Source organism: Aeromonas simiae, from assembly GCF_014892695.1.
Lineage (GTDB): Bacteria > Pseudomonadota > Gammaproteobacteria > Enterobacterales > Aeromonadaceae > Aeromonas > Aeromonas simiae.
Window position 1 is genome coordinate 1,300,081 of sequence record NZ_CP040449.1, and the last position, 12,914, is coordinate 1,312,994.

Sequence of the window (12,914 nt, forward strand, 5' to 3'; positions counted from 1 at the left end):
ACAGGGAGGTGGGAGCATGGGCCCGCGCCCGTTACTGCATCGGCCAGATAGCACGATTCCCGCCGCTGGCCGATGCGCACTTCACGCCCGCTCGTTTGGTGCCGTTGCCCGTCCATCCATCATGGCGTGGTGGTGCTTGTGGCCATTGAGCCCCTGAGGTGGGCATAGAGGCCGAGCCCGACCAGCAGGCCGATCAGCGCCAGCAACAGCCAGATGGCGGTGACGGGGCGGGTGCCTGCGTCCCCCAGCATAAAGCCGATCAGCAGGTTGCCCACGAGCGCCATGCAGCCGCCGGTACTGGCATAGAAGCCGTAGTAGCTGGCGAGCTGCTCAGGCGGCGCGTAGCGGGGCAGCTGGGCGGCAAAGAGCGGGAAGCAGAGAATGGAGCCCAAGGAGAGCAGGGCCACCTGCACCATGACCCCCGCCGTCGGCCAGGGGGCGAGCAGGGGCAGGGCCAGATAACTTACGCCCATCAGGCCGATGCCGAGCCCCATGGCGAGCGGCACCCCTAGGCGGCGCTCCACTAGGCGCGAGGCCGGCAGCTGGAGCAGGACGCCGATCACCGCCGAGAGGGTGAAGACGCCGCCGATCAGGTGGGTGGCGTCCGGCAGGCTCTGGATGTGGGCGGGCAGGGCCAGATAGAGCTGGTGGAACAGGATCTGATAACTGCCCGCCAGCAGGGTGAAGGTCATAAAGGGGCGCTGGCGCACTATGGTGCCCCACTGGGACAAGATGGCACCGCGCGGGGTCTGGCGACTGACCGGGCGTTTGGGCAGCACCCGATACTGCAACACCCCGAGCAGGGCAAATAGGCTCGCCGCCAGGAACCCGGTCAGGGTATAGCTCTGCTGGGTCAAGGTCAGGCCAACCAGGGGGCCAAGCAGCATGCCCGCCTCACTGGCCAAGTTGTGCAGGGCAAAGGCGCGCTGACGCTGGCTAGGGTTGTGGCATTCGCTGGCGAGATAGGCCTGGGCGCAGGGGGTGAACAGGGCCCCGGCAAAGCCGGTGAGGGCGGCGGCCAGCAGCAGGATGGGCAGGGACTCGGCCCAGCCCAGCAGCACGAAGCCGACCGATCGCACCAGGCAGCCCCAGACGATGGCGGGGTGATAGCCGATGCGATCTCCCAGCGTTCCCCCGAGTAGAAACAGTCCCTGCTGGCTGAAGACCCGCATCCCCATGACCAGACCACAGGCCCAGCCGGCCAGCCCTAGCCCGCTGCCCATGTGCTGGGCGAGGAAGGGCATCATCATGTAAAAGCCGAGGTTGAAGGCCAGCCCGTTGGTGATGAGCAGGCGGGCGGCCGGGCTCATGCCCTGCCAGTCACGCCAGTAGGAGGCGCCGCTCATGCTTCATGGCTCCGGGGGTGGCTGTGCGCCCCCTGTGGTGGTCTGCGGCTCGGGGCGTTTGCTCTGATGGCCATCATGGTTGTCTGCGTACGGTTCGAAGGAAGGGGATGCCGCTCTGATCGTGGCTTATCTCTACCGGCACATGGTAGAGGCGTTCGATGAGGGGGGCGTCGAGCACTTGGGCGGGGGGGCCGAAGGCTTGCAGATCGCCATCGGCCAGCACGATCAGCTGATCGGCAAACTGGGCGGCCAGATTGAGATCGTGCAGCACCACCAGGGTGATCCACTGCTGCTCTCGGGTCTGCTGGTTTAAGTGCTCCATCAGTTGCATCTGGTGGTGCAGATCCAGCGCGCTGACCGGCTCGTCCAGCATCATGATGCGGGGGTTGCGCAGCAATACCTGAGCGAACAGCACCATCTGTCGCTGGCCACCGCTTAAGGAGTAAAGGGGGCGATCCGCCAGATGGGCGATGCCGAGCGCTTGCAGGGCGCGGCCGGCGGCCAGGATGTCCTCGTCGGCGAGGCGCATGGAGAGGCTGTCGAGGCGCCCGAGTACCACCACCTCGATGACGCTCAAATCCAGCTCCAGCTGAATGTTCTGGGGCATGTAGCCAAACTGTTGGCGCCAACTGGCCTGCGTCATCTGACGGGCGCTCTGGCCCCCTAAGCGGATGTCACCGCCGTCCGGGGTCAGCTCGCCAAAGAGGGCGCGCAGCAAGGAGGTCTTGCCGGTTCCGTTCGGGCCGATGATCACATGCACCTGGCCCGGTTGCAGGGTCAGGTTGAGATCCCGCAGCAGGGTCTGCTGGCCGATAGAGAGGGAGAGTCGGGATAGTTCAAGCACGTTTACGCCCCCTGCCGAGGATCAACCAGATGAAGAAGGGCACGCCAATGAGCGCGGTGACGATGCCGATGGGGAAGAGGGCCCCCGGAATGATCGACTTGGAGAGCACCGAGGCGGCCGAGAGCATGCAGGCGCCGCACAGGGCGGAGAGCGGGATCAAAAAGCGCTGATCTTCCCCCACCAGCATACGGGCGATGTGGGGGGCCACCAGACCGACGAAGCCGATGACGCCAACAAAGCTGGTGGCGGTGGCGGTCAGCAGGGCGACCAGCACCAGGGTCTTTATGCGCAGTCGGTCCACGTTGACACCGAGGCTGCGGGCGCGGGCTTCCCCGAGGCGCAGGCTGGTGAGGGCCCAGGCATCCCGGTAGATGAGCACGGTGCAGATCAGGGTCACCACTGTGGTGATGGCCAGGGCGTCCCAGGTGGTGCGCATCAGGCTGCCAAACAGCCAGAACAGGATCTGCTGGTTGAGCTCGGGGGAGGAGAGAAATTGCAGCAGGGAGAGCAGGGACTGGAACAGGAACAACAGGGCGATGCCCGCCAGGATCAGGGTCTGGTTGCTGACATGGCGCATCATGGCCAGACCAAACAGCAGGCAGGAGGCCAACATACACAGGACGAAGGCGCCAGCGGGAATGGCTATCAGGGGGGGCAGCCCGAGGCCGCCGGTGTAGAGGGCGAGGGCCGCACCAAGGCCGGCGGCTGCGGCCAGCCCCAGCGTGTAGGGGCTGGCGAGGGGGTTGTCCAGCAGGGTCTGCATCTGCACTCCGCCCAGACCAAGGGCCGCGCCAACCACCAGGGCCATGAGGGCGATGGGCAGGCGCATGTCATGGACTATGGTGCGGGTCATGGGGTCAGCCTGAGCGGGGGAGAGCAGGGCATCGATCACATCGCGCAGGGCCAGCAGAGAGGGGCCGGTGGCGATATCGAGCACCAGCGTGATGCACAGTACCAGAGCAAGCAGTGCCAGCCAGCGCCAGCGACGGCGCTCCCTCTGCCGCTGCCGGGTGAGAGTCTGCTGCAAGGCAGCCAAATCATTCATGATGTCAATCCTGAAACGGGCGCCATGAGGGCGCCCACAAGGGAAAAAGAGGGCGGATGAAGAGGGCCCTGCCTATGTGTGGCAGAGCCCGAACGACCGGCTTTAGTTGGCTTCACCCTGCTTGATGCCCAGCATAAAGGTGCCCTGAGGACGGATCGGCAGATAGTGGCGATAGAAGTCCTGATAGGTGGCTAAGGGGTCGATATCCTGGAACAAATCCGGATAGAGGGCCTTGGCCATGAACTCGATGAGGGCGGCATCCATGATGCTGCGGGTGGCGCCGTGATAGACCGCATAGAGGCGGCCCTGCTGCACGGCAGGCAGCTCGCTCCAGCCCGGGCGGGCGGCAAAGCCTTGCAAACGGCGAAGCACCGTCTGAGCCGAGATGTCCTGGCCCACCTGCATCGCCTCTGCGCTGCTCACGCTTTCGTAACCTGCCATCAGGATCACCTCGGGTTTGCTGGCCAGCAGCTGCTCCGGGTGCATGGGGCCCCAGCGATCGACGAAGGGGGCCGCGACGTTGTCACCGCCTGCCAGCAGGGCCATGGCGCCCCACATGTCCTTGCCATAGGTGTAGCTGTAGTCGGCCGGGCCCTTGTCACCGAGCTCGATATAGACCCGGGGTGGCTGGCGCTTCGCGGCAGCGATGCGCGAGGTGATGGTGTCAATCTTGGCCTTGTACTCGTCGGCCATCTTTTGGGCGCGAGCCTCTTGGCCGGTCACCTTGCCCAGCAGCAAGGTGCTCGCCATGTGGAGCGCAAGGGTCTGGGCATTGTAGTCCACCACCACCACAGGGATCCCTGCCTGCTCGAAGCGCGGCAGATCCGGGGCCAGGGCCTCGTATTGCCATTTTGCCAGGATCACCAGATCGGGTTTGACCGCCAGGGTCTTTTCGATGGAAAAACTCTGATCCTGCACGTTGCCAAGGTCAGGCACCTTGGCCAGTTGCGGCTCTTTGGCGACATAGAGAGACCAGATGGCGGGACGGGACTTGACGAACCAGCCGCGGGACATCCCCACCAGACGATCGGCGCCGCCTTCACCGGCCACCGCCAGGTAATCCTCGGGATAAAAACCGAGCACGATACGGCTGGCGGGCAGGTTGAGGGAGACCTTGCGGCCCATTACATCTTCCACTTCAACGGGGGAATTGGCCTGCGCCATCCAGCTCACCAGAGCGAGCTGACCAAGCAACAGTAGCCTTGCCAGGGGGTGACGAAACATCGTGTGGGAACCTCAGGGGGATGAGTATAAAAGCAAATTGATAATTATTACTATTTGCCACTTGAAAAGCAATGGAATTTGTAGGGATTGTCCTTACTTTTTGTGTGTCCTGGCTCGGTGCGTGGGAAGTATCGCGCGGTACGGATGGAGGGCGCCGAGGACGCTGTTGCGGGAGATAGGGCGCCAGCGCGCCGTGCCGGACTGCCGCCAGAGGGGGCAAAATGGGTGGCTTTTCCTGGGATAGGGAGCATTGTGATCCAGTGCGCGACTATGGTTCGCCCTGCGTGCTCGCCATTTGATTATGTAAAGGGATGGGCTAAGATGGCCGCGCGAAATGATCAGATTGATAACAAAAGGATGTTAGGAGATGCCGATGGAAAGCAAAGTAGTTATCCCTTCTCAAGGACAGAAAATCACCGCAGCTGGCGGCAAGCTGAATGTTCCGAATAACCCCATCATCCCCTTTATCGAGGGTGACGGCATCGGTGTCGATGTGACCCCGGCCATGCTCAAGGTGGTGGATGCCGCCGTCGAGAAGGCCTACAAGGGCGAGCGCAAGATCGAATGGATGGAGATCTACACCGGTGAGAAGTCGACCAAGGTGTACGGCGAAGGCGTCTGGCTGCCGGCCGAGACCCTGGATTTCATCCGTGAATACTGCGTGGCCATCAAGGGCCCGCTGACCACCCCGGTCGGTGGCGGTATCCGCTCCCTCAACGTGGCGCTGCGCCAAGAGCTGGATCTCTACATCTGCCTGCGTCCGGTGCGTTACTACGAAGGCACCCCGAGCCCGGTTAAGCACCCCGAGCTGACCGACATGGTGATCTTCCGCGAGAACGCCGAAGACATCTACGCCGGCATCGAGTGGAAGGCCGACAGCGATGAAGCCAAGAAGGTGATCGCCTTCCTGCAAACCGAGATGGGCGTGAAGAAAATTCGCTTCCCCGAGACCTGCGGCATCGGCATCAAGCCCATGTCCAAGGCCGGTACCGAGCGTCTGGTGCGCGCCGCCATCGAGTATGCCATCGACAACGATCGCGACTCGGTGACCCTGGTGCACAAGGGCAACATCATGAAGTTCACCGAAGGTGCCTTCAAGGATTGGGGCTATGCCCTGGCCCAGAAAGAGTACGACGCCCAGCTCATCGACGGCGGCCCCTGGTGCTCGTTCAAGAACCCCAAGACCGGCAAGACCATCGTCGTCAAGGACGTCATCGCCGACGCCTTCTTGCAACAGATCCTGCTGCGCCCGGCCGAGTATGACGTCATCGCCTGTATGAACTTGAACGGCGACTACATCTCCGACGCCCTGGCGGCCCAGGTCGGCGGCATCGGCATTGCGCCCGGCGCCAACATCGGTGACGGCGTGGCCCTGTTCGAGGCCACCCACGGCACCGCGCCGAAGTACGCCGGCCAGGACAAGGTCAACCCGGGTTCGCTCATCCTCTCTGCCGAGATGATGCTGCGCCACATGGGCTGGGTCGAGGCGGCCGATCTCATCGTCAAGGGGATGGAAGCGGCCATTCGCAACAAGACCGTCACCTATGACTTCGAGCGTCTGATGGAAGGGGCCACCCTGCGCTCCTGCTCCCAGTTCGCTCAGGACATGGTCGACCAGATGTAAGTCTGCGCGAGACGCAAAAAGGCCAGCCCTCGGGCTGGCCTTTTTCATGGGTGAAACCTCAGAGCAGGTATTGGCAGAGGTAGCCCATCAGGATGGCCATGCCCAGAATGACGCTGAGAAAGGCCAGCATCATGGGGGCGCGGAACATGGACTTGAGCAAGATGAGCTCGGTCAGGCTGGCGCCGGCGCTGCCGATGATGAGCGCCATCACGGCGCCACTGCCCATCCCCTTGCCAAGCAGCACCGAGGCCAGCGGGATCACCGCCTCGGCTCGGATGTAGAGCGGAATGCCGATGACGGCGCTCACGAGAATGGCGAAGGGGTTATCTTGGCCGGCGTGGCGGGCAATCCAGTCGGCCGGAATGAAGCCGTAGATAAAGGCACCGACCACGACGCCGAGCAGCAGGTAGGGGAGCAGATCCCGGTACTGCATCCAGGCCTCAACCAGCGCGGCGCGCCAGGGGGAGGGGGGCTCGGCGGAGCTTGTTGCCGCGCCGCAGCAGTTGGAGGCGCTGACCGGTGCCGGTGTGTCGCAGCAGTTGGCGGTGCTGACCGGTGCCGGGCTTGGGGCTGTGCAACACGCTGTCTTGGCCGGGCGCAGGATGGGGCCACTGGCCGGACGCAGGCCGCGAATGGTTGCCGAGGGGCTGGCTGCGGCCATGGCGGGGCGGGGCGAGCAGCAAGATGACGGCTCGCTTCGCGTGGTGATGACGTAGCGCTCGAAGCCCCACTGGGAGAGCAGCAGGCTGGCGATGAGGGCCGTGCCGGCGGCGACCAGCACATAGAGCAGGGTGAGCTGGCTGCCGAAGGTGACCCACAGCAGGCCCACTATGATGGGGTTGAGCAGGGGCGAGACGAACAAAAACGTGAGGGTCGGGCCGAAGCCAGCTTTGGCGTCGAGCAGGCCGCGCAGCATGGGGATGGTCGAGCAGCTACAAAAGGGGGTGATGGCCCCGAGCAGGGCGGCAGTCAGATAGCCGCGCCCCTGACGGGCCCCGAGCAAGGCTTGGATGCGATGATCCGGTATCGTCTGGCGCAGGCGGTTGATGGCGGCGCTGATCAGCAAAAACAGCAGGGACAGCTCGGCAAACAACAGCAGAAACATCTGCGCGGCGTCTTGCAACAAGGTGGTGAAGGGGGGCATAGCGGGCTCCTATCAAACTATATTTCTAAAATATTGGAAATATAATCGAGCGCAAGATATTTCTGGTATTATCGAAATATTGAATCTGAAGGGGTATCACAATGGAGCTGGAAGCGGTCGCCAAGGCGCTCAAGGAGCTGGGTCATCCGACTCGCCTGTTCATCTTCAAGCATCTGGTCAAGGCGGGTGCCGAGGGATTGCCAGTGGGGGAGCTGCAAAAAGAGCTGGGGATCCCTGGCTCGACCCTGAGCCATCACATCGCGGCCCTGGTCTCGGTCGGCTTGGTGGTGCAGGTGCGCCAGAGCCGCACCCTCTACTGCATCTCCCAGTACGCGGCGCTGGAGGCCATCTTGCACTTCTTGCAAGAGGAGTGCTGCGTCAACGGCCATCCCCCCGCCCCCTAATCGCGCGTTGTTTTTGGGGGCTTAAGTTGATCATTTCAATGTTTCTTGTATAGTTGAACTATTGAAATGGTCCCAGGAGTCCTCATGCGCGATCCCATGCCTTCCGACAGTGCCGTCAAGGTGCTCGAATCCCTTGCCTCGCCGGTACGTCTGGCTGCCTGGCGCCAGTTGGTGCGTGCCGGGCTCGATGGCATGGTGGCCGGTGAGCTGGCCACTGCCCTCGAGGTGGCCCCCAATACCCTGTCGTTTCACCTAAAGGCGATGCTCGGCGCTCATTTGCTCAGCGTGGAGCAAGAGGGGCGCTTTTTGCGCTACCGCGCCAATATTCCGCTGATGCTCGGTCTTATCGGTTATCTCACCGAAGAGTGCTGCGCCGGCCACCCCGAGGCGTGCGGCGCCTTGCGTGCCGATTCCGGCTGCTCCCCGGCCGTGCTGCCTTCCACCACCTGTTGCAACAAGGAGTAAATCCTATGGCGATCCAAATCTTTGATCCGGCGCTGTGCTGTGCCACTGGCGTCTGCGGTACCGAGGTCGACCAGTCTCTGGTCACGTTCGCCGCCGATCTGGAGTGGGCCCGCGGGCAGGGGGCCACTGCCGAGCGCTATAACCTGGCCCAGCAGCCCCTGATGTTTGCCGACACCCCGGCGGTGAGCGCCTTTCTGGCGGTGGCCGGTGAAGAGGGGCTGCCGCTGATCCTGGTCGATGGACAGGTGGTGCTGACCGGGCGTTACCCGAGCCGGCGCGAGCTGGCCCGCTTCACTGGTCTGGCGGAGCCTTCGCCCATCAAGGGGATTGCCAAGGGCTGCTGCTCCGGTAGCGGTTGCTGCTAACAGGAGGCTCTATGTTCGAGTTTTTGCGCAATGCCCCCCCGTTTCTGTTCTTCACCGGTAAGGGCGGGGTCGGCAAGACCTCGCTGGCCTGCGCCAGTGCCCTGGCCCTGAGCGAGGCGGGTAAGCGAGTGCTGCTGGTGAGCACCGATCCGGCCAGCAATGTGGGGCAGGTGTTCTCCACCGCCATTGGCAACCGGATCACCCCCCTTGTGGCGGTGCCGGGTCTGCACGCCCTCGAGATCGATCCCCAGGCTGCGGCGCGCGACTACCGCGAGCGGATCGTCGGGCCGGTGCGCGGCAAGCTGCCCGAGCGTGTGGTGCAGAGCATCGAGGAGCAGCTCTCCGGCGCCTGTACCACCGAAATTGCCGCCTTCGATGAGTTCACTGCGCTGCTGACCGACCCGGCGCTGCATGAGCGCTTCGATCACATCCTGTTCGATACGGCGCCAACCGGCCATACCATCCGCCTGCTGCAACTGCCGGGAGCGTGGAGCGATTTTCTCGAACACGGCAAGGGGGATGCCTCCTGCCTCGGCCCCTTGGCCGGCCTCGACAAGCAGCGCCATCAATATCACGCCGCCGTGGCGGCCCTGTGTGATGGCGCCAAGACCCGGCTGGTGCTGGTGGCCCGTGCGCAAGGCTCGACCCTGCGCGAGGTGGCGCGCACCCATGCTGAGCTGGCCGCCATCGGCATGCAGCTGCCCCATCTGGTCATCAACGGGCTCTTCCCCGAGCCGGCGATCCAGAACGACCCCTTGGCCCTGGCCTTGTGGCAGCGTGAGCAGCGCGCCTTGGCGAACATGCCCACCGCGCTGGCGCGCCTGCCCCAAAGTCATTTGCCACTGCTGGGGGCCAACCTGGTCGGGCTGGCCGCCCTGCGCGCCCTGTGCGGCGCGCCGGTGGCCATGGCGCAGGAGAGCGGCGTCGTGCCACACGCTCAGCCAGAGCTGGCGGCGATGATCGACGAGCTGGAGGGGCAGGGGCACGGCCTTGTGATGCTGATGGGCAAGGGGGGCGTCGGCAAGACCACCATGGCGGCCGCCATTGCCCTGGCACTGGCGCAGCGGGGGCACGATGTGCACCTGACCACATCGGATCCGGCGGCCCACCTCGGGGAGACCCTGGCCGACGAGGCCCCCGGGCTCACCGTGAGCCGCATCGATCCCGAGGCCGAGACCGAGCGTTATCGCGCCCAGGTGCTGGCGAGCAAGGGGGAGAGCCTTGATGAGGCCGGCCGCGCCCTGCTCGAGGAGGATCTGCGCTCCCCCTGCACCGAGGAGATCGCCGTGTTCCAAGCGTTTTCCCGCATCATTCGCGAGGCGGGCCGCCGCTTCGTGGTGATGGACACGGCCCCCACCGGCCACACCCTGCTGCTGCTCGATGCGACCGGGGCCTATCACCGAGAGGTGGCGCGCCAGATGGGGGATAAGGGGCTGCACTTTACTACCCCCATGATGCAGTTGCAGGACCCGGCCCAGACCAAGGTACTGATCGTCACCCTGCCTGAGCCCACCCCGGTGCAGGAGGCGGCCGGTTTGCAGGCCGACCTGCGCCGTGCGGGCATCGAGCCTTGGGGATGGCTGGTCAATCAGGTGTTGCCGGCGTCGGTCACGGCCCCCTTGCTGCGCATCCGCGCCGCAGCCCAGCAGCCCCATCTGGCGGCGGTAACCGAGCTTTGCCCGCGCTGGGCGGCCGTCACCGTCCAGCCTGAGGAGCCGGTGGGGGCAGCGGCACTGCTGGCATTGAGCCACCACGCTTGAATCGTTGGCGGCCGGATGGCCGCCTTGTCTGACTAACTGGAGAGATCATGTCTCATCGTGACGCCGAGCCGAGCGCCATCGGCTTTTTTGAACGCTATCTTACCGCCTGGGTGGCCCTGTGCATCGTGGCCGGTATCGGCTTGGGTCAGCTGCTGCCGGGGCTGTTTCGCACCATAGGCGCCCTTGAGGTTGCCCGGGTCAACCTGCCGGTGGGGCTGCTTATCTGGGTGATGATCATCCCCATGCTGATCAAGATCGACTTCGGGGCCCTGCATCAGGTGCGCGAGCACGTGAAGGGGATTGGCGTGACCCTGGTCATCAACTGGCTGGTCAAACCCTTCTCCATGGCCCTGCTCGGCTGGGTGTTCATCCGCGTGCTGTTTGCCGATCTGCTGCCGGCCGATCAGCAAGACAGCTACGTGGCGGGGTTGATCCTGCTGGCCGCCGCCCCCTGCACCGCCATGGTGTTTGTCTGGAGCCGGCTGGTCAACGGGGACCCCTACTTCACCCTCTCTCAGGTGGCGCTGAACGACATCATCATGGTGGTGGCCTTCGCCCCGCTGGTGGCCTTGTTGCTCGGGGTCTCCAGCATCACGGTGCCGTGGGATACCCTGCTTACCTCGGTCGTGCTTTATATCGTGGTGCCGGTGTTCCTGGCCCAGTGGCTGCGCAAACGCGCCCTGGCGGCCGACCACCTCGATGCGCTGCTGGCGCGGATCCAGCCCTGGAGCATGGCCGCCTTGCTGCTCACCTTGGTGCTGCTGTTTGCCTTCCAAGGAGAGGCCATCTTGGCCCAGCCGCTGGTGATTGCGCTGCTGGCCGTGCCCATCCTGATCCAGGTCTTCTTTAACGCCGGGCTCGCCTATTGGCTCAACCGCGCCGTGGGGGAGAAGCATGCGGTGGCGGGCCCCTCGGCCCTCATCGGCGCCTCGAATTTCTTTGAGCTGGCGGTGGCCGCGGCCATCAGCCTGTTTGGTTTTCACTCGGGGGCGGCGCTGGCCACCGTGGTCGGCGTGCTCATCGAAGTGCCGGTCATGCTGCTGGTCGTGCGCATCGTCAACCGAAGCAAAGCCTGGTACGAACAATCCAACCCGTGAGAGTGACTGCAATGAGCAACATCACCATTTACCACAACCCGGAGTGTGGCACCTCCCGCAACACCCTTGAGCTTATCCGCAACAGTGGCGTGGAGCCGACCGTGATCCACTACCTCGAGACACCGCCGAGCCGCGACACCCTGGTGCAGCTGATCGCGGCCATGGGCATCACGCCGCGCGCCCTGCTGCGCCAGAACGTGCCGCCCTATGAGGCGCTGGGGCTGGCCGAGGAGCGCTTTAGCGACGACGAGCTGATCGATGCCATGCTGGCCCATCCGATCCTCATCAACCGGCCGATCGTGGTGACCCCCCTAGGCACTCGCCTCTGCCGCCCCTCCGAGCGGGTGCTCGATATTCTGCCCGATCAGCAAAAAGGGGCCTTCGCCAAGGAAGATGGCGAGCAGGTGGTCGATGCCGACGGCAAGCGCCTGAAATAACCGGCGCCGATCGTTATTGGTATGCAGGGGGGCTTTAGCCCCCCTTGTTCATGCAGGGGCTTTAGTCCCCCTTGTTCATACAGGGGCTTTAGTCCCCCTTATTCATACAGGGGCTTTAGGCCCCTTTGTTCATGCTGACGCGCAGCCATGGTGAAGCGGGGTGTCGCAGTGGGCGCCAGCCGCCGCGCCTTTCTTCTGGGCCGAAACGCTCGCCACCCCGGCGCGGTGGGCAATTGGTGTCGCTGCGCCCGGCGGGGTGACAGTTGGGCTAAGGCGGGTGGGGGAGATATGCTAAGCACTCCCCAGGCGATCGCAGGTTGCCCGGTCATCCATGATGGAGGATTTATGAACATACGCACCCTCACTTTGCTACTGGCGGCCCTGGTGGCCATGCCAAGTCACGCAGACTGGGAGAAGATCAAGTCGGCGGCCAGCCAACTGGGGGACGCCGTCGGCGAGGCGGGCAAGGAGGCGTGGCAGAACGTCACCGATTTTTCCAAGGCGACCTGGGCCTCCGTCTCGAGCTGGGCCGCCAGCACCTACAACCAAGCCGGTGAATGGAGCGAGCAGAGCGTGGCCAAGAGCAAGGCATGGCTGGTGGTGGCCGACCAGAAGCTCGATGAGATGACCGAGCCCAAGACGGCGGAGCAGGCGCGCAGCGCACTCGACACCATGGCTGACACCGCGCTGGTGCGCCTTTTCAATGAGCGCCCCTCGGCCAAGCTGCTGTTTGATCAGGCCTACGGTTATGCCGTGTTCGATTCGCGCAAGTTCGCCCTCATGCTCAACACCAGCCAGGGCGCCGGGGTGGCGGTCAGCCGTCATGATGGGGCCCGCACCTACATGAAGATGTTCGGGGCGGGGATGGGGGCCGGGCTGGGTGGCAAGTTCTACCAGCAGGTGATCCTGTTTGAAAATCGCGAGACCTTCGAGCGCTTTGTCAGCAAGGGGTGGGAGGCTAGCTCAGAGGTGGGGGCCGTGGCCGGCCAGAAGCGCAGCGCACTGACCGCCCAGTACAATGGCGGCATGGCCATCTATCAGCAAGATGACAAGGGGCTGCTGCTCGATGCCAGCATCACCGGCTCGAAATACTGGGTCGATCGGGATCTGACCCCTTGAGCGCTGGCGCGCATCCATAAGAAAGGCCCGCATCAGCGGG

The 12,914-nt window shown here is 64.2% G+C and carries 13 protein-coding genes; 8 read left to right on the plus strand and 5 right to left on the minus strand.

What is annotated here, in order from left to right; translation table 11 throughout:
* Nucleotides 1-119: 119 nt before the first annotated feature.
* The 4 genes from FE240_RS06160 to FE240_RS06175 form a co-directional block, all read right to left on the minus strand.
* Nucleotides 120-1,346 carry an MFS transporter gene (locus tag FE240_RS06160; RefSeq protein WP_193003799.1) on the minus strand — a complete coding sequence of 409 codons (1,227 nt, stop codon included), beginning with the start codon at nt 1,344-1,346 and terminating at the stop codon, nt 120-122.
* 73 nt (nt 1,347-1,419) lie between these two features.
* Entirely contained in the window at nt 1,420-2,190 is a 771-nt protein-coding gene (locus FE240_RS06165) for an ABC transporter ATP-binding protein (protein ID WP_193003800.1), read from the minus strand.
* A complete protein-coding gene (locus FE240_RS06170; RefSeq protein ID WP_193003801.1) occupies nt 2,183-3,235 on the minus strand; it encodes a FecCD family ABC transporter permease in 1,053 nt (350 codons plus the stop codon). Before FE240_RS06170 ends, FE240_RS06165 begins: the two co-directional genes overlap by 8 nt.
* 102 nt (nt 3,236-3,337) lie before the next feature.
* Complete coding sequence (locus tag FE240_RS06175; RefSeq protein WP_193003802.1) at nt 3,338-4,459, minus strand: ABC transporter substrate-binding protein; 1,122 nt, start codon at nt 4,457-4,459, stop codon at nt 3,338-3,340.
* Nucleotides 4,460-4,832: 373 nt separating this feature from the next.
* Between FE240_RS06175 and icd the strand changes: the two genes are divergently transcribed.
* Nucleotides 4,833-6,083: an NADP-dependent isocitrate dehydrogenase gene (gene icd / locus FE240_RS06180; RefSeq protein ID WP_042045681.1), complete on the plus strand. Its 1,251-nt coding sequence runs from the start codon at nt 4,833-4,835 to the stop codon at nt 6,081-6,083.
* 58 nt (nt 6,084-6,141) lie between these two features.
* On the opposite strand, the gene FE240_RS06185 is transcribed toward icd, so the two are convergent.
* A complete protein-coding gene (locus tag FE240_RS06185) occupies nt 6,142-7,227 on the minus strand; it encodes a permease (protein ID WP_193003803.1) in 1,086 nt (361 codons plus the stop codon).
* Between the two features lie 101 nt (nt 7,228-7,328).
* Here FE240_RS06185 and FE240_RS06190 point away from each other — a divergent pair, with 101 nt between their 5' ends.
* From FE240_RS06190 to FE240_RS06220, 7 genes are all read left to right on the plus strand, one after another.
* Nucleotides 7,329-7,631 (plus strand): ArsR/SmtB family transcription factor, encoded by a 303-nt coding sequence (locus FE240_RS06190; RefSeq protein WP_042045662.1) that lies wholly within the window; start codon nt 7,329-7,331, stop codon nt 7,629-7,631.
* A 96-nt stretch (nt 7,632-7,727) separates the two neighbouring features.
* Complete coding sequence (locus FE240_RS06195) at nt 7,728-8,096, plus strand: ArsR/SmtB family transcription factor (protein WP_193004467.1); 369 nt, start codon at nt 7,728-7,730, stop codon at nt 8,094-8,096.
* A 5-nt stretch (nt 8,097-8,101) separates the two neighbouring features.
* On the plus strand, nt 8,102-8,461 hold the full coding sequence (gene arsD, locus FE240_RS06200) for an arsenite efflux transporter metallochaperone ArsD (RefSeq protein WP_193003804.1): 360 nt from the start codon (nt 8,102-8,104) through the stop codon (nt 8,459-8,461).
* Between the two features lie 11 nt (nt 8,462-8,472).
* Entirely contained in the window at nt 8,473-10,221 is a 1,749-nt protein-coding gene (arsA, locus tag FE240_RS06205) for an arsenical pump-driving ATPase (protein ID WP_193003805.1), read from the plus strand.
* 47 nt (nt 10,222-10,268) lie between these two features.
* A complete protein-coding gene (arsB, locus tag FE240_RS06210) occupies nt 10,269-11,318 on the plus strand; it encodes an ACR3 family arsenite efflux transporter (RefSeq protein ID WP_193003806.1) in 1,050 nt (349 codons plus the stop codon).
* An 11-nt stretch (nt 11,319-11,329) separates the two neighbouring features.
* The gene (arsC, locus tag FE240_RS06215; RefSeq protein WP_193003807.1) at nt 11,330-11,755 is read left to right on the plus strand and encodes a glutaredoxin-dependent arsenate reductase; all 426 of its coding nucleotides are present in this window, start codon (nt 11,330-11,332) and stop codon (nt 11,753-11,755) included.
* A 345-nt stretch (nt 11,756-12,100) separates the two neighbouring features.
* The gene (locus FE240_RS06220; RefSeq protein WP_193003808.1) at nt 12,101-12,874 is read left to right on the plus strand and encodes a YSC84-related protein; all 774 of its coding nucleotides are present in this window, start codon (nt 12,101-12,103) and stop codon (nt 12,872-12,874) included.
* Nucleotides 12,875-12,914: the final 40 nt, after the last annotated feature.